The sequence below is a fragment of the Parabacteroides sp. AF14-59 genome (genome assembly GCF_003479515.1).
In the GTDB taxonomy this organism is placed as follows: Bacteria; Bacteroidota; Bacteroidia; order Bacteroidales; family Tannerellaceae; genus Parabacteroides; species Parabacteroides faecis.
Genome location: NZ_QUHH01000005.1, coordinates 265,200 through 281,337 on the forward strand (window position 1 = coordinate 265,200; position 16,138 = coordinate 281,337).

General features: G+C 43.4%; 15 protein-coding genes. 8 read left to right on the forward strand and 7 right to left on the reverse strand.

What is annotated here, in order from left to right; all coding sequences use genetic code 11:
- Positions 1-98: 98 nt before the first annotated feature.
- From DWW23_RS08300 to DWW23_RS08320, 5 genes are all read left to right on the forward strand, one after another.
- Positions 99-497, forward strand: coding sequence for a ferredoxin (locus DWW23_RS08300; protein ID WP_122352871.1), 399 nt, complete (start codon positions 99-101; stop codon positions 495-497).
- Positions 498-520: 23 nt separating this feature from the next.
- Positions 521-2,314: an NADH-ubiquinone oxidoreductase-F iron-sulfur binding region domain-containing protein gene (locus DWW23_RS08305; protein ID WP_122352808.1), complete on the forward strand. Its 1,794-nt coding sequence runs from the start codon at positions 521-523 to the stop codon at positions 2,312-2,314.
- Between the two features lie 41 nt (positions 2,315-2,355).
- Positions 2,356-4,146: an NADH-dependent [FeFe] hydrogenase, group A6 gene (locus DWW23_RS08310; protein WP_122352872.1), complete on the forward strand. Its 1,791-nt coding sequence runs from the start codon at positions 2,356-2,358 to the stop codon at positions 4,144-4,146.
- A 2-nt stretch (positions 4,147-4,148) separates the two neighbouring features.
- Positions 4,149-4,637: an NAD(P)H-dependent oxidoreductase subunit E gene (locus DWW23_RS08315; RefSeq protein WP_122352809.1), complete on the forward strand. Its 489-nt coding sequence runs from the start codon at positions 4,149-4,151 to the stop codon at positions 4,635-4,637.
- Positions 4,638-4,725: 88 nt separating this feature from the next.
- The gene (locus DWW23_RS08320) at positions 4,726-4,980 is read left to right on the forward strand and encodes a TIGR03905 family TSCPD domain-containing protein (protein WP_122352810.1); all 255 of its coding nucleotides are present in this window, start codon (positions 4,726-4,728) and stop codon (positions 4,978-4,980) included.
- 23 nt (positions 4,981-5,003) lie between these two features.
- On the opposite strand, the gene DWW23_RS08325 is transcribed toward DWW23_RS08320, so the two are convergent.
- The 7 genes from DWW23_RS08325 to DWW23_RS08360 all read right to left on the reverse strand — a co-directional run bounded on the left by DWW23_RS08325 (position 5,004) and on the right by DWW23_RS08360 (position 12,805).
- A complete protein-coding gene (locus DWW23_RS08325) occupies positions 5,004-6,776 on the reverse strand; it encodes an SUMF1/EgtB/PvdO family nonheme iron enzyme (RefSeq protein WP_122352811.1) in 1,773 nt (590 codons plus the stop codon).
- A 21-nt stretch (positions 6,777-6,797) separates the two neighbouring features.
- The gene (locus DWW23_RS08330; RefSeq protein WP_122352812.1) at positions 6,798-7,481 is read right to left on the reverse strand and encodes a response regulator transcription factor; all 684 of its coding nucleotides are present in this window, start codon (positions 7,479-7,481) and stop codon (positions 6,798-6,800) included.
- Positions 7,482-7,494: 13 nt separating this feature from the next.
- Complete coding sequence (locus DWW23_RS08335; RefSeq protein ID WP_122352813.1) at positions 7,495-8,931, reverse strand: sensor histidine kinase KdpD; 1,437 nt, start codon at positions 8,929-8,931, stop codon at positions 7,495-7,497.
- A gap of 80 nt (positions 8,932-9,011) precedes the next feature.
- Positions 9,012-10,217 (reverse strand): hypothetical protein, encoded by a 1,206-nt coding sequence (locus DWW23_RS08340; RefSeq protein ID WP_122352814.1) that lies wholly within the window; start codon positions 10,215-10,217, stop codon positions 9,012-9,014.
- A 283-nt stretch (positions 10,218-10,500) separates the two neighbouring features.
- Positions 10,501-10,938: a nuclear transport factor 2 family protein gene (locus DWW23_RS08350; RefSeq protein WP_187576570.1), complete on the reverse strand. Its 438-nt coding sequence runs from the start codon at positions 10,936-10,938 to the stop codon at positions 10,501-10,503.
- A 95-nt stretch (positions 10,939-11,033) separates the two neighbouring features.
- Complete coding sequence (locus tag DWW23_RS08355) at positions 11,034-11,603, reverse strand: flavodoxin family protein (RefSeq protein ID WP_122352816.1); 570 nt, start codon at positions 11,601-11,603, stop codon at positions 11,034-11,036.
- 29 nt (positions 11,604-11,632) lie between these two features.
- On the reverse strand, positions 11,633-12,805 hold the full coding sequence (locus DWW23_RS08360) for an iron-containing alcohol dehydrogenase (RefSeq protein WP_122352817.1): 1,173 nt from the start codon (positions 12,803-12,805) through the stop codon (positions 11,633-11,635).
- 303 nt (positions 12,806-13,108) lie between these two features.
- On the opposite strand from DWW23_RS08360, the gene DWW23_RS08365 reads away from it, so the two are divergent.
- The 3 genes from DWW23_RS08365 to DWW23_RS08375 all read left to right on the forward strand — a co-directional run bounded on the left by DWW23_RS08365 (position 13,109) and on the right by DWW23_RS08375 (position 16,138).
- Complete coding sequence (locus DWW23_RS08365; RefSeq protein ID WP_122352818.1) at positions 13,109-14,011, forward strand: AraC family transcriptional regulator; 903 nt, start codon at positions 13,109-13,111, stop codon at positions 14,009-14,011.
- A gap of 700 nt (positions 14,012-14,711) precedes the next feature.
- Positions 14,712-15,335 carry a hypothetical protein gene (locus DWW23_RS08370; protein ID WP_147382601.1) on the forward strand — a complete coding sequence of 208 codons (624 nt, stop codon included), beginning with the start codon at positions 14,712-14,714 and terminating at the stop codon, positions 15,333-15,335.
- Positions 15,335-16,138 carry a 4Fe-4S dicluster domain-containing protein gene (locus DWW23_RS08375; RefSeq protein ID WP_122352820.1) on the forward strand — a complete coding sequence of 268 codons (804 nt, stop codon included), beginning with the start codon at positions 15,335-15,337 and terminating at the stop codon, positions 16,136-16,138. Before DWW23_RS08370 ends, DWW23_RS08375 begins: the two co-directional genes overlap by 1 nt.

The following is a 16,138-nucleotide window of genomic DNA, read 5'->3' on the forward strand; positions in this document are numbered from 1 at the left end:
TTTGTTTTTTTTAGAACAAAACACGCCCGTAAATCAAACAGAAATACGTATGTTTGTGTCATACCTATGTGGTAATAATGCCTTAAATGTGTACGATGATGAACAAAGTAAAAACGTTAGATGATCTGCGGAAGATGCGTGAATCCTTACGTACCTCTCTTGATTTACGTGAGAAAAGTAATAATCCCGAGCAAATGGTTCAGATTAAGGTCGCTATGGCGACCTGTGGTATTGCTGCCGGAGCCAAAGAAGTAATGAGCTATTTTATTGAAGCCCTTGATCGGGAACATGTAGATGCCCTAGTGACTCAAACTGGCTGTATGGGATATTGCTATGCAGAGCCTACTGTCGAGATCACAGTCCCCGGCAAAGAACCGATCGTATTTGGTCGCATCAATAAAACCAAAGTAGATGAGATCATAACCAGCTATATCAAAGAAGGTATTCTGATAGACGACATTATACCTGTCAACTATAACTCGGTCGGCCCAGAATAAAAACCAATACAAATTCTTACATAATGGCACAATATAGCAACTATATCCTAGTGTGCGGCGGTACAGGCTGCCGTGCATCACAGAGCGAACTTATACTACAAAACCTGAAAGAGGCGGTCAGGCAAAACGGATTACAGGAAAGTGTACAGGTGATCCGGACAGGCTGTTTCGGCTTTTGTGAGAAAGGTCCGGTTGTAAAACTGATCCCGGATAATACTTTTTACGTGCAGGTTACTCCCGAAGATGCGGATGATATCGTCAATGAACATCTGATAAAAGGTCGTAAAGTAGAGCGTTTACTCTATGTAAACCCGGAAACGAACGAACTGATACTCGACTCCAAACATATCAATTTTTATAAAAAACAGTTACGTATAGCCTTACGTAACTGCGGTTTCATCAACCCTGAAAATATAGACGAATATATTGCTCGTGACGGTTACATCGCCCTGGGGAAAGCGCTGACCGAAATGACACCTGAAGAAGTGATCAAAGAGATTATGGATAGTGGTTTGCGAGGCAGAGGCGGTGGTGGTTTCCCTACCGGATTGAAATGGCAGATTACCCGTAAAGTACAGGCACCACAGAAATATGTAGTCTGTAATGCCGACGAAGGCGATCCGGGAGCATTCATGGACCGCTCCATCCTGGAAGGCGATCCGCACTCTATTGTCGAAGCAATGGCAATCAACGGATATTGTACCGGTGCCAGCAAAGGACTTGTCTATATCCGTGCCGAATATCCATTGGCAGTAGAGCGTCTGAAGATTGCTATAGACCAGGCGAAGGATTACGGATTCTTGGGTGATAACATTTTCGGTACAGACTTTTCTTTTGATATTCAGATACGTTATGGTGCCGGTGCTTTCGTCTGCGGAGAAGAGACGGCGCTGATCCATAGTATGGAGGGATTACGTGGGGAAGCCACGGTCAAACCTCCTTTCCCCAGTGAAAGTGGTTATAAAGGTTGTCCGACGAACGTGAACAATGTAGAGACTTACGCCAATATTCCCGTTATCCTGCTGAAAGGAGCCAAATGGTTCAGCAGCATAGGTACGGAAAAGAGCAAAGGCACGAAAGTTTTTGCCCTGGCCGGCAAAGTGAACAACGTCGGATTGATTGAAGTTCCGATGGGAACAACACTCCGCGAAGTAATATTCGGTATCGGAGGAGGAATAAAAGACGGAAAGAAATTCAAAGCCGTACAAACCGGTGGCCCTTCCGGTGGCTGTTTGACAGAGAAGCATCTGGATCTACCGATCGATTATGACAATCTGATCGCAGCCAGTTCCATGATGGGATCGGGTGGAATGATCGTGATGGACGAAGACGATTGCATGGTAGCAATGGCCAAGTTCTATCTCGATTTCACGGTAGAAGAGTCGTGTGGCAAATGTGCCCCTTGCCGTATCGGAAATAAACGTTTGCATGAAATGCTGCAGAAGATAACTTCGGGTAGAGGGAACATCGAAGATCTGGATAAACTGCGTAACCTCGCTATGGTAATAAAAGATACTGCTTTATGCGGTTTGGGACAAACATCACCCAACCCCGTTCTTTCTACCATGGATAACTTTTACGATGAATATCTGGCACATGTCGACGAACAACGCTGTCCTTCTCACCAGTGCCGCGAACTGACCCAGTATTTTATCAATCCGGAGAAATGTAAAGGTTGTACCATGTGTGCCCGCATCTGTCCGGTACATGCTATCACCGGTAGCCGGAAAGTACCTCATACGATCGACTCGGAAATTTGTATCCGTTGCGGATCATGTATAGAGAAATGTAAGTTCGATGCTATTTATGTACACTAAATAAGTTGACAGTGGATAATTGACAGTTGACGGAGAAGAATATGGAAAAGATAAAACTAACAATAGATAACAGAGAAGTGGAAGTCCTCAAAGGGACAACTATTCTCGACGCAGCAAAGAGCATGGGAATCCGTATCCCGACACTTTGCCACATGAAACTCGAAGATTTGAATTACGAAAACAATCCCGGAGCTTGCCGTATCTGTGTGGTGGAGATCGAGGGACGCCGCAACCTGGCCCCGTCCTGCAAGATGGAATGTACGGAAGGAATGGTGGTCAGAACCCATACACCCCGCGTAATGAATGCACGGAAAACAGTGATGGAACTGATCCTGTCCAATCATCCGGCCGGTTGCCTTACCTGTAGCAGTAACGGATATTGTGAATTGCAGACCATCGCTCACGACCTCGGTATTCGTGAAATAAGATATCAGGGTGAACAGTCTACTTTTGAGATCGACCGTTCTCCTTCCATTGTGCGGAATATGAACAAATGTATCATGTGCCGTCGTTGCGAAACCATGTGTAACAGCATACAAACGGTAGGTGCTTTGACCGCTGTTCATCGTGGATTCAACGCTGCTGTTTCTACTGCCTTTGAACGGGACATAGCCGGTAGCACCTGTTCCTATTGCGGGCAGTGTGTTTCAGTCTGCCCGGTGAATGCACTTAGTGGCCGTAATACCCAGCAGCCGGTACTGGACGCATTGGCCGATCCGACCAAGATCGTGATCGCACAAACTGCTCCGGCAGTGCGTACGGCACTCGGACGTGATTTTGGCTGTGAACCGGGAACATTGGTAACAGGAAAGATGGTATCTGCCCTTCGTCAGTTAGGTTTTGATTATGTATTCGATACCGACTTTGCCGCCGATTTGACCATCATGGAAGAAGGTACGGAGCTTCTTCAAAGACTGGGCAAATACCTTTCGGGAGATCAGGAGGTGAAAATACCGATGATGACCAGTTGTTGTCCGGGGTGGGTGAGTTTTGTAGAACAACACTTTCCTGAATTACGCGACAACCTGTCAACAGCAAAAAGTCCGCAGCAGATGTTTGGAGCTATAGCTAAAAGCTATTTTGCAGAAAAGCTGGGAGTGGATCGTAAAAATATAGTTGTAGTATCCATTATGCCATGTCTGGCCAAGAAATATGAAGCCAGCCGTCCGGAGTTTGCCGTCGAAGGTAATCCGGATGTCGATATATCGATCTATACCCGCGAACTGGCTCGTTTGATCCGTTATGCCAATATCAACTTCAATGAACTTCCTGACAGTGATTTCGACCATCCTCTAGGTGAATCGACCGGTGCAGGCGTTATATTCGGAACGACTGGAGGTGTTATAGAAGCAGCCTGCCGTACGGCCTACGAGCTATATACCCGGAAGCCGCTGGAAAAAATTGAATTTAAGGAATTACGAGGACTGGAAGGTATCCGCAGCGGAACGATCAACTTCGACGGTGTCCCTGTCAAAATCGGTATCGCCCATGGTCTGGGGAATGCCCGTAAATTAGTAGAAGAAGTGAAAAGAGGGAAATCACCTTATCACGTTATCGAAGTTATGGCCTGTCCGGGTGGTTGTATCGGAGGTGGCGGTCAGCCGTTCCATCAAGGTAGAATGGATGTTCTGCGTAAACGTGCTGCCGCTCTTTACAATGAGGACGAAAACAAACCGATTCGCAAGAGTCATGAAAACCCATATATTCAGCAATTATATAAAGAATACCTGGGTGAACCTTGCGGACCGAAGGCGCATAAGTTACTGCATACTCATTACTTCGACCGTAAAGAAGTAGTCAATATGTTTTTGGAAACCGATAAAGACGAATAAGCATGGAAAAGATACATTTGCCCCAATCAAAGATAAAAGAGTTGCAGGCCGTATGTAAAGAGCATGATAATGACTCCGGTGAACTGATCAACATTTTACATGCAGCACAGGAAATATTCGGTTATCTTCCTCGAGAAGTACAGGAAATAGTAGCGGCCGAGTTGCATATCCCGGTATCCCGGGTATATGGTGTAGTTACTTTCTATTCTTTCTTTACCATGACGCCGAAAGGAAAATATCCGATCTCCGTCTGTTTGGGAACCGCCTGCTATGTGCGCGGAGCAGAAAAGGTGCTGGATGAATTCCAGCGTCAGCTTGAAATTAAAGTAGGAGAGACTACGTTAGACGGATTATTCTCTTTAGATTGCCTGCGTTGTGTGGGGGCCTGTGGACTGGCACCTGTAGTTACAATAGGAGGTAAGGTGTACGGTAGAATTACTCCGGAAAAAGTGCGGGATATTCTGTCTGAGTATTATATTCGCGAAGAGTAATACAATTCGAGATTATGAGCTATTCATATTAAATAACACAGTTTATTGTTACCTTTGTCGCCCGTAATATAAAAAGAGTAAAAAGGAGATGAATAAACAACGTGTCGCTTATACTCCGGTTGGGGGAGTATGTTCAAAAATGATGATTGTAGATGCTGAAGATAACATTATTACCGGTGTACAGATCGTGGGCGGTTGCCAGGGTAATACGCAGGGACTGAGCAAGCTGTTGATCGGTATGGCTGTGCCCGAAGCTATACAGCGCCTGGAAGGTATCGACTGCCGCGAACGGGGTACGTCCTGCCCGGACCAGTTGGCACAGGCATTACGAAAACTTAGCTGATTGCCGGCGTACATTCGACCGGTTTACGGATTTAGGGGGATATCTTTTACCAACCTGAATCCATTGTTGAAGTGTTTACTTCCCGGGTAGATATAGTAATGACAGGTAGGCCGGCAGGTTGCCCGTTCGTTAAACCAGGTGCCGCCGCGTACGACAGCATATAGTTTGTCGTCTTTTTCAAATGTATCGGAACACCATTCCCATACATTCCCGCTCATATCATGGATTCCCAGTTCGTTCGGTTTCTTCATACCGACAGGGTGCGGTTTGCCTTCCGAGTTTCCGGCATACCATCCGAGGCTGTCGAGTTCCATGCCGCCGCTATATAAATGGTCCCGTTTGCCATACATGCCGCCGCGAGCAGCATATTCCCATTCTTCCTCTGTGGGTAAACGTCCGCCTGCCCATTGACAATAAGCATTAGCTCCGTACCAGGTGATGTAAATGGCTGGGTTGGCTTCGTAGCCGGGGACCGGTTTTCCGTTTTGGATTCCCCAGTTACATTCAAAATATAAAGGTTGTCCGATGTCAGAACCTTCTTTGATTACATTACTTTCGTATGTTTTCAGGAACTGGGCGAACTGGAAGTTGGTAATTTCATATTTGCTGATGGAGAAACTGTTTACTTTCACCTCATGGACCGGATTGTTATCTTCTTTATAGGTCGAGCCCATCTTAAAAGTACTTCCTTTCACTTCGATCATTTCCGGATTGATGTTGGTTGATAACCATTTTCGAAATTCAATCTCTTTCATCCGTTTCCGGGCCTCATTCCGGTCTTCTTCCCTTACATCGCTTTCAATGAATTTATTGAGGTAGGAGATAGAGATATCGTATGCTTCGTTCCCTTTCAAAGGAAGCAACCGTTCGTACATGGTTGCCAGTGCAATGTATCCGTCGGTACGTTCCGGGTCCAGCCGTACGCCCTGTTCATAGAGTCTGTAAGCCTCTTCGGTATATTTGTACATGTTAATCGGGGTACCGCTAAGAGAGAGCAGGTTGTCTGCCTGCCGGATGCAATTATCGGCATAAGGGTTGATCTGGTTACTGATCAGGCGGGCGAATTTTGTTTTCTTCATCTCTACCGGGATCAGGCGGTAGAACTGCCTGAGTGAATCGGGCGACAGCTTTTTCATGATGCGGGTCAGGAGGAACTGGCCCGCATATTTATCCATATTATCTCCGATGAAAGCAATTCGGATCGAATCTCTTTTCTGCTGGGCGGCATGCAGTTCGATATCTACATCCAGTTCCTGGCTTCCCCGTACCGGTTTAGCATTCAGATTGCTTAGGGATTGGAGGAAGGCGGGCTTCTTTTTTTCTTTGCCGTCAGAACGTTTTTTACCGATGGCACCTAGTTCGTGTTGTACCATCGAGACGGCATTCAGGCTGTCGATCCTTTGGTTAAGGTCGTGCGTCTCTTCCAGGTAAACGGCATATCCCATGTGGGTGTCGGCTCCTTTGAAATGCAGTCCGTTAGGAAAGTCGGAGAGATGGCCTTCCACGTATAATGTGTCTTTGTCGATGAGCAGGTCGCAGTAATGGAACTCGTCGTCTATCGTTGTGCATAGCCATAAGTGTTGGGGAACGTCGGTCAGTGTCCCTTTCATCTGGAATTTTCCTTTTTCGATCCTCATGGAGTTGATGATACGCTGGTTGTCGAACTGTTTGAGGAAGAATACCGTGCCATCTTTCACTCCGCCGATGTGTGCTTCTATGACATACCGGTCGTTATTAGCCGTCAGAAAAAGGCTGAAACAGGTAAATAGTACGGATAGAAATAGTTTAGTCTGCATACGGATCGTTTATAAGGTGATTCAGTCGATGATCAGTTTATAGCCTATTCCCCGGACATTCAGGATTTTTATCGAGTCGTCTTTCGATAGTTTATGTCGCAGTTTGGTAATGAAGACGTGCAGGCTGCGGGCATTGAAGAAAGAGTCGTCTCCCCACAGGTCGAGCAGTACGTCTTTCATCGGCAATACATGGTCTTTGTTTTCGCAAAGCCGTTTAAGTATTTCCGATTCGCGGTTGCTCAGGAGTTGTTTCTCGCCGCAATATAATAATGTTTGCGTAACTGCATCGAATGTATATTGACCGAGGTTGAAAGTTATTTTTTCTTCCTTGCGTACTGTGATCTTATTCAGTAGGGCTTTGATACGGATGATCAGCTCCGCCATGCCGAAAGGCTTTTTCAGGTAGTCGTTGCCGCCCAGCTCGAAACCTTCGACAACATCGTTGGCGGCAGAACGGGCGGAGAGGAAGAGGACAGGTATCTGGCTGTCTGTTTTGCGGATATGCCGTATCAGGGTAAAGCCGTCTATTTTAGGCATCATGATGTCGGTCACGATAATATCCGGTTTGATTTCTTTGTAAAGCGCCAGCCCTTCTTCGCCGTCGGCAGCCAGTACAATATCGAACTCCTCACCATCCAGCGTATCCTTGATGATCATTGCCAGTGTCGGTTCGTCTTCTACTAATAATACTTTTATCTTTGCCATAGTTTTTTCTTTTTTAGTTTTTGAAATGGAGGGTGAATGTCGTGCCTTTTCCCGGTTGACTCTTGACGGTCACTGATCCCCCATGTTTCGACATCATGTCTTTTACGTAATATAGCCCTAGTCCGAAACCTTTTACATTGTGCAGGTTGCCGCTGGGGACCCGGTAAAACTTATCGAATATGTGTTGCAAATTGGTATCGCTGATACCGATACCGTTGTCAGTAACGGATACGCGGATCTCGTTCGGCAGCATCTCCGCACTGACAGATATTTCTGCAGGTTTATCGCCGGAATATTTTACCGCATTGTCGATCAGGTTACCCAATATATTATAGAAATGCGTACGGTCGGCAAATACTGCAATGTTCTCTGGTATATTTGTTGTGATATCGACCTTTTTTCCTGCTTTCAGCTTGTGTTGTTCAATGAGCGGGGCAATCATATCGGCTATGCGGATCGATTCCTGTTTCAGCCGGAAGGTATTGCGGTTCTCCACAGAGAGGGTGAGTATCTGTTCGACCAAGCCGCTTAATTGTGTTAGTTGTTCCCGGACGATACCCAGGTATTTCTTCTGTTTCTCGCTGATATGGCTGTCGTAGTTGAGTAAAACATCGTTCGCAGCATAGGCGACGGATATCGGGGTTTTTAGTTCATGTGTCATATTGTTGGTAAAATCCGTTTTCAACTCTTCGATCGTCTTTTGTCTGAGGATCGTATAAAGTAGGTAGATGAAAGCGATCAGAATCAGGATGACCAGCAGAAGAGATGAAATGAGGATGCCTGCCATTTGTTTGAAGACCAGTTGGGAGGGGGCTTTTAATGTTAGTTGGTAATATAGTTCCGGTTCTACGCTTTTGATCGGATAGCTGAATTGTACTCCTTTATTGTCGAACGTCTCGACTGACCGGAATGTCATAATGGTTTCGGGCAGGCTGTCCTTCATCTGAATTACTTCCAGTTTATAGGGAACGGAAATATCGTACTGTTTGAGTTCCATGACGAGTAGAGTATCGTACAGGATATAGTCGATAGGTATCAATGAATCGAGTTTTACGTGCAAGGCCTCTTGTATCTGACCTTCCAGTGAGGTCAGCAGGTCAAGGTATTCGTTGAGCGATTCGGCTGCTTCGTTATATTTGAAGGGGTTCTTATCTGCTTTTATGGAAAATGTATCCATTAATCCGTTTCGTGAAATTTCTTCTGTGCTATCCTTCGAAAGTTTAATCTCGGAGGTGATTGTTCCGGATCCTTTATTCTCACTCAGTGAATCCATACGGATGAATAGCTCCTTGTAGTCAGCCATACGCATGGCATCCTGTATATTTCCGTTTACTTGTTCCCAGGTTGAATCGTAGAGTCCCTTCAACCAGTATCCCTGTGAAAACAATAATGCAGCCAGTGACAAACAGATCAGTGCAGCAATAATCTTAAAACGTAGTTTCGTTTTCATCTTTTATTTTCTTCTTTCCGACAAAAATAAAGGATAAGTTTCAGAATCTACGGGTTATGGTAAGACTAAATAACACTTCTTTAATAAGCCCCGAGTTGCCTATAGGCGGCAGAAATGATTGATTCTGCTTGCTTATAGATATCCTTTGTTTTCTCCGTATCCAGTATGTCATGGCTGGATGAAGCAGTTTCGAATAGCTTGAAGACCTGTGTTTCTACCGGCTGTAATTGCTGGATATAACCGGTCTTTTCATTATTCCAGAGAAGTTGCCAGTGGAGATATTTTTGCCCGTTGCCACGATGGATCGCATACACTTTGTCTTTCAGGCGGGAGGAATAATAACAGAGAGGGGCAGTCTTTAGGGCTGTATCGTATTGTACCAGGGCGGGCTGGTCTTTTCCCATTTTTACCCACAGCGGCAGGGCTACCGAAACAGGAGGATATCCTAATGCAGTCCACATGATGGTGTGCTCTGCCGGCATACCCGGTTTTACTCCTTGTATCACAATAGAAGCCGTACTTTCAGCTCGTGGAATGAAATCCTGTTCTACAAACCATCCAGAATGATTATTCGGGCTCTGCTCCGGATTTTTCAGGTCTATGTCGAGCTGACTGTTGTAAAATGAACGGGAGGCTTCCCGGAAGATGCGTTCCGGGGTAAATCCTTCTTTTTCCATTTGTTTGAATATCTTTCGGGCGTTATCATAACGGATGTATCCCAATCCTTCATCGGTGCGGCCTTCGAAAGAAAAGTTCGTATAGATCAGATATCCTTCCGGGGCCAGGGTGGCATCGTTGACATCTTTTTTATAGTAGTGTTTATTATTTGTTTCATAATAGGCAGCGCCTCCATAAGCATCGATCACACCAAAGTTGGCTTCTACACGTAGAGGGCGGGGAAGGGTATCGAGCAGGTGCTCAAAGTCGTGTACGGTTTTGCATACTTTCAGTGCCTGGCGCATCAGTAGTCCTTCCTGGTCCATTTCTTTTACGTCATCGTCTTTTAGATTATAGGAAGCCGTATTCATAATGGAGAAACCTGTTTCGTTACTACCCGTCCATACAGCCCCGTCCGGATCATCGCTGTTCACCAGTCCCAGGAAACGATAACCACCTTCGTCAATATAGGCAATATGATTGTAAGGGGCACCGGTATCACGATGTTTCCACATCAAAGGGCGTCCGTCGGGTGTCGCTTTCCCTGAGATAATGATAGAGGTGCAAGCATGTTGTTGCTGGATAGAAAAGCAGAAACAGAGAATTGCCGCTAAGATGAGCTTTTTCATGACGTATAAGTATTATGTATTTAATGACAAACATATACACAATAATCAATATAGACAAATAAACAGGGGGAGTTTTCTTAAAATCGGGAATAAGTTTCAAGAGCTCCCTGTTTCTGTTTATTCCGACGAAATCAATCCAGTTTTTCTTTTATATTCTTTTGGGCTTTGTCGTAACCTTTTTTGATATTTATCTGTTTAGAAAATTATCTTCGGAAGATGACCTTTTGAACAATGGTTGTAAGTGAAATTTCATTCGATGTACCCCCCAAAAAATATCAGATTATTAGCTCATCATAGCAAGAGAATCGGCATAGTCGCGCCAATGAACTATTTTCCTATCCTTAATTGTTACGATAGAGCAAAAGCGGTTATCATACAGCTTTTGGCTATAAGGGGAAGTTCCGTGTACTTGATATTCCAAAGTAATAACTCCCTGTTCTATATCTTTGTAAACTCTGAGATTGTCCGCATATTTCAATTCCATGCTATATCCTTCGAACCAATCCATATAGGCTTTACGTCCTTCAATTTTATTAGTAAACCCCGGAACATTATACATAAATTCGAATATAGCATCTTCTGCGACTGCATCCCAAAAATGTTCTCCATCGACTTCTCCCATAAGTCCGTCCATTACAATACTAAAAAAAGGTTTCGCATTTTCTCTGAATGCAGGATGATTTCTATCCACTTTACCTGTTTTATTCAATTTATTTTCCATTGTATAAAAATTTATTGGACAAAGGTAAGGCACGTTTGTGACAACAGTATGTCAGGAGTTCCAACGTAATGCTACTTGCGTTCAAATGTACACCGCTACCCAACGCCTCTTGTGACTCTTGCTGCGTTGCATTTTCGGCCCATCTCATACGCCTCTTGCAGAGCAGGATTACCCTTAATCTCTCCGACATGCCATACACCTCCGCAGAAAACAGAACCTTTTATTGTCGGATTTTCCAGACAATCTAGGAAACCCTTGAAGTTAGTTACGATACGTTCCATTATTTCTGGATCATCCTCTGCTGCGGTAGCTATGAAATAAAACTCTTTGTTTCTCATTTCCGTATAAGGACCGCAACAACGGTCTATCAGCATTTTCATCTGTGCACTCATCGCATAGAAATAAACAGGAGTAGCCATAACAATAATATCTGCCCGTAGCATTTTGTCTATGATTTCGGCAGCATCGTCTTTTTGCGGACACGGTTTTTGGTATTGGCTGCATACACTACACCCCAAGCAAGGATGTATCGTCTTATCCCGGAGAAAAACTTTCTCCACCTCATTGTTACTATCCACTGCACCACGCATAAATTCATCACAAAGCATATCGGAGTTCCCTCCGCGACGCGGGCTGGATGATAAAATCAAAACTTTCTTTGCCATATTCTTATGTTATTTATAATTTCTAACCGTTATAAGCTTTCATGCAAGACAGAAAGAATATCCTCCCGCGTAAGCACCTTGAAACCGCCGCTCATAATGAATGTAGCATTGGCAATACCTTCCAGCATTTCTTCGGTAACGCCTAGCGATGTAATTTCCGTAGCCACACCGATTTCTTTCATCCAGTCCAGCAGGGCTTTCACACCTTCCTGTGCAAGCTGTTCATCCGTTTTGCCTGCTGTCGGTATATCCCATACCGCTGTTGCAAAGCGAACGAATTTATTCAATCCGTATCGAAGGATATGGCGATAATAAGCTATGGAAACACCCGATAAAGTCATGCCGTGGGTGGCATCGGTATATGCCCCGATAGCCTGGCCTATCATATGCACCATCCAGTCCTGACTCTTGCCTTTGCCGATAAGCGTGTTCAAAGCCCATGTAGAAGTCCACATAATGTTGGAACGTGCCTCATAGTCTTGCGGATTCTTCACCGCTATCCTGCTGCTGTGTATGAGCGAGCGCATCAGACCTTCCGCCAGATAGTCGGAAGTGTTATCGTCTTCTCCGGAAAAATACTGTTCCATGATGTGACTCATGATATCGAAGAATCCGGCCACCATTTGCCGTTGCGGTACGGAGAACGTATAGCGCGGATTGAGTATGGAGAATTTCGGTATGACGCTTTCCCCGAATACCTTGCCAATTTTGAGTTTCGTTTCATGGTTGGTGATGACCGAACCGCCGTTCATTTCCGAACCGGTACCTACCATCGTTAATACGGAACCCACTGGAATGATACGCTGACTACTGTCGGGATCTTCCTGTTCGAGATAGAATTTTTCCCACGGATCACCATCATACCATGCTGAAACACTTATTGCCTTGGCATAGTCGATCGTCGATCCGCCTCCGACGGCCAGGATCAAATCTACATCATTCTCCCATGCTATTTTCGCCCCCTCATACAGTTTGTCCGTCGTGGGATTAGGCATGACGCCGGACAATTCTATAACCTCTTTTCCTGCTGTACGTAATGCGGATATTACCTCGTCGTAAATGCCGTTTGTCTTGATGGAGCCGTTACCATACGTCAGAAGTACTTTTGTACCGTAATGCTTTAATTCCTCGCTCAGGTTTTTCTGAGCATCATCTCCGAAATACAGTTTCGTGGGATTGGAATAACTGAAATTTCCTAACATTGTTTTTTCAATTTTATTTATATACAAACATCTACTATTTCAAATTACCATTCAAGAATTGTTCTTTTATTCTCTTCTTTGGATGTTGCAAAGTTAGGTGGATTTATACCTGGCATTGGTAGATAAATTACAGATATTATAACCCCAATTACAGATTTATGATGCAGACGTAATATATAAGTTTATGTAATCCGTAAACAAGGTTATACAATCCGTAATTTGGGTTGTAAAAGTGACGGAAGTATCCGGTATTTTTGTAATCGAGATACGAATACTGTACACTGAATAATCTGTAAGTAGGATATGGAAAAGAAAAATACATTGGATTTTAAGACTGTATATGATTGTAACTGTTGCCTGGCCTGCAAGACGTTGCACCCGCAGGTAAGTCTTATCAATCTGGAGAACCCATCGTTGGAACAAGATACCGTCAAGTTTGAGTTTTATGCTATCTTGCTGATAGAGAATTGCCCTGACGAATGTTCATGTTGCGGACGGAAATACTATGATTATTCCAATGCAACAATGGTATTTCTTACCCCCGGTGAAATTTTCCGTATGAGTGAGGAGAAAACCCTGCCCGGCAAAGGCTACCTGCTGGTGTTTCACCCGGACTTGCTGTTTCAGACCACACTGAAGAACCACATAGAGAATTACACATTCTTCCACTATCGCAAGGAAGAGGCATTGCACCTGTCACAGCGTGAAACGGAAAAAGTCACCTGCTGTCTCTGGAATATAGAAGAAGAACTGCATCACTCGATCGATATACATAGCAGCACTATCCTTTCCCGGCACATCGAATTGTTGCTGGACTATTGTACCCGTTATTACGAACGTCAGTTTATCACCCGTGAGAATAAGAATAAGACCATTCTGGAAAAAATGGAGCAGTTGCTCGATGACTATATAAGCTCCGGCAGATTGCAAAACGGTAAACTGCCTGCATCCGACTATCTTGCGAAGAGACTCAATCTTTCTGCATCCTATTTCAACGACCTACTGAAATTTGAAACGGGCAAGACGCTGGAACAGTATTTCGAATTCAAACGGTTGGAGGTTGCTAAACGGATGTTACTGAAATCCGATGCCACACCTGCCATCATAGCCCGCCAACTGGGTTATCCGAATGTGCAGTATTTCAGTCTTATATTCAAGAAAATAACAGGTGTTGCACCTAGTGATTACCGTTATTCGCAAAATTAAAAGTTGTCATTTTGATAATTATCCCCTTAATTCCCTGTTCTATTTGGATATAGAGGATGTAAGGAACTGTTTTTTGTACTTCAGCAGAAGTTAAGGTTTGACGTAAGGATTCTTGTAAGAGATAAAATGTACATTTTAGTAGGGAATAATGTAATTATCATAATGATTTTAGAGTAGATGATAGAGATATGGTGAAAACTTCTACAATCTGTCAACCGAAAATGATCTGCCTCCAAAGAGCTTCCAACCTTCTGAAAGGTGTATCTAGCCAATCCTAGAGTATAAATTAGAGGATAATTTCCCAATATTTTGTAGTGTTAAAATTTTCATCACAATGATTATCCCACTTCATTGTGATAAGTGCGCGAAGTCATTGTGATGACTTAGTCGGGACATTGTGATGATAGGGAAGAATCATTGCAATGATTTCCGAAAGGGGTGGTGATAAAGGGATGAAAACAGGGTGATGAGGTGGGGGTATCCTTCTGGAACATGTGTTTGAATGAAAACGGCTGTTAGCCTGATCGGTAGAAATCGAACATTCTGAAAGCTATGAATGTTTATCTTTATCTTTTTGATTAATCCGAATAAAATGGAGGAAGAGTAATGAAGAAAAGATATTTTTGTAGACTTTGTATGTTACCGTTTGGTAAGATATATTTGTCGCCAGACAATGATTGATAAAAATAAAATTGTAGAATTGAAAAGATTAATATTCATATTACTTGCCCTGTTATTTTGTCAGGCTTATTCCCAAACGGTAGAATATAACTATTCTTGTGGTGCCGAAAAATCGGTTATCAGATGGACTGAAAGTAAAAAAGATAATCATATTTATCTGAAAACAGTTCAGGGAAATGATATTCACAGTTATGTGATGACTCTAAATTATAAAACTCTTTCATGGGAATACTCGAATCCTGCTGAAAATACAGATATAAAAGTTGTCCTGGAAAATGGAGTTTACAAGATGACAGGAGCTTTCAAATCAAAAACATTTTCGAAAACATATACTTCAAAAGGCTATCCCTGGTATCAGAATATTGGTTTCAATCTAGGTTATTCCATGAAGGATAAATCAAATTTCAAATTTGAATGCATCCGTCCTGACAACCTGAAATTGTATGAAATGCAGGCAGATGCAAAAGAAATTATAAATAATAACGGAACACAGGAGCAACGAATCAATATTCATCTGACAGGCATGCTGGCAAAATTCTTTGGAAGTGACTATTATATCGATTGTTCTACCAGGCAATTTATTAGATACAAGGGGGTACATGGTCCTCCCGGAACTCCGGAAACAATAATAACTATCAAATAATGAAAACACTTATCATAGTTTCATCGACTTATCTCGGTAATACGATGAAGGTTGCGAAAGCAATGGCTGAAGAGCTGAAAGCTACAGTATTAACCCCTATTGAGGCTGTACAGTCCGATATATCCGCATTTGATCTGATAGGCTTCGGATCGGGGATCAATTTTGCATCGCATAATAAAGAGATCATTTCGTTAATGAAAAATATCTCCATAAAAGGACAAAAGATATTTATCTTTTCGACTAGGTGCAGGCCCATATTGGGAGGTTATCATAAAAAGCTGAAAGCCTTGATCGAGGAAAAAGAGGGTGTTTTCTTAGGGGAATTTTCATGTGTCGGTTTTGATCGTACCGGTCCGTGGGTCGGCATGGATGGATATAATAAAAACAGACCGGATGAGAAAGACTTATTAAAGGCTAAATTGTTTGCTGCGAGGATAAGAAAGAAAGTCCATCCGTTAACTGACTTTAGAAAAAAATATGCTGTCTCGTCAGATTTTGAAGGGTTGAATCTTCGTACGGATGGTCTAAATAAGGTGATTGGCAATATTGTCTTATTGAATATAACGAGTTGTATATCCTGTGGCAAATGTGTAAAGAATTGTCCGCTGAATGTTTTTTCGACAGACGAAAATAAGAAAGTTATACTTCCAACGGGTGAAATGGATTGTATCATGTGCGGTAAATGTGAAAAAGACTGTCCTTCGGATGCTATTTTCATTAACGAATCTTTCCGCAATGGACTAAGAATCTTGTTCCGTGAAATGTCATGTGATAAACTTCAAACGGCTTATTGGTCAAAATAA

Excerpts from the sequence above, each read along its gene's own strand:
- DWW23_RS08320 (WP_122352810.1), top strand. The coding sequence starts at position 4,726 with ATGAATAAACAACGTGTCGCTTATACTCCGGTTGGGGGAGTATGTTCA.
- DWW23_RS08300 (WP_122352871.1), top strand. The coding sequence starts at position 99 with ATGAACAAAGTAAAAACGTTAGATGATCTGCGGAAGATGCGTGAATCC.
- DWW23_RS08305 (WP_122352808.1), top strand. The coding sequence starts at position 521 with ATGGCACAATATAGCAACTATATCCTAGTGTGCGGCGGTACAGGCTGC.
- DWW23_RS08330 (WP_122352812.1), bottom strand. The coding sequence starts at position 7,481 with ATGGCAAAGATAAAAGTATTATTAGTAGAAGACGAACCGACACTGGCA.
- DWW23_RS08375 (WP_122352820.1), top strand. The coding sequence starts at position 15,335 with ATGAAAACACTTATCATAGTTTCATCGACTTATCTCGGTAATACGATG.
- DWW23_RS08360 (WP_122352817.1), bottom strand. The coding sequence starts at position 12,805 with ATGTTAGGAAATTTCAGTTATTCCAATCCCACGAAACTGTATTTCGGA.
- DWW23_RS08335 (WP_122352813.1), bottom strand. The coding sequence starts at position 8,931 with ATGAAAACGAAACTACGTTTTAAGATTATTGCTGCACTGATCTGTTTG.
- DWW23_RS08315 (WP_122352809.1), top strand. The coding sequence starts at position 4,149 with ATGGAAAAGATACATTTGCCCCAATCAAAGATAAAAGAGTTGCAGGCC.
- DWW23_RS08350 (WP_187576570.1), bottom strand. The coding sequence starts at position 10,938 with ATGGAAAATAAATTGAATAAAACAGGTAAAGTGGATAGAAATCATCCT.
- DWW23_RS08325 (WP_122352811.1), bottom strand. The coding sequence starts at position 6,776 with ATGCAGACTAAACTATTTCTATCCGTACTATTTACCTGTTTCAGCCTT.
- DWW23_RS08340 (WP_122352814.1), bottom strand. The coding sequence starts at position 10,217 with ATGAAAAAGCTCATCTTAGCGGCAATTCTCTGTTTCTGCTTTTCTATC.
- DWW23_RS08355 (WP_122352816.1), bottom strand. The coding sequence starts at position 11,603 with ATGGCAAAGAAAGTTTTGATTTTATCATCCAGCCCGCGTCGCGGAGGG.
- DWW23_RS08365 (WP_122352818.1), top strand. The coding sequence starts at position 13,109 with ATGGAAAAGAAAAATACATTGGATTTTAAGACTGTATATGATTGTAAC.
- DWW23_RS08310 (WP_122352872.1), top strand. The coding sequence starts at position 2,356 with ATGGAAAAGATAAAACTAACAATAGATAACAGAGAAGTGGAAGTCCTC.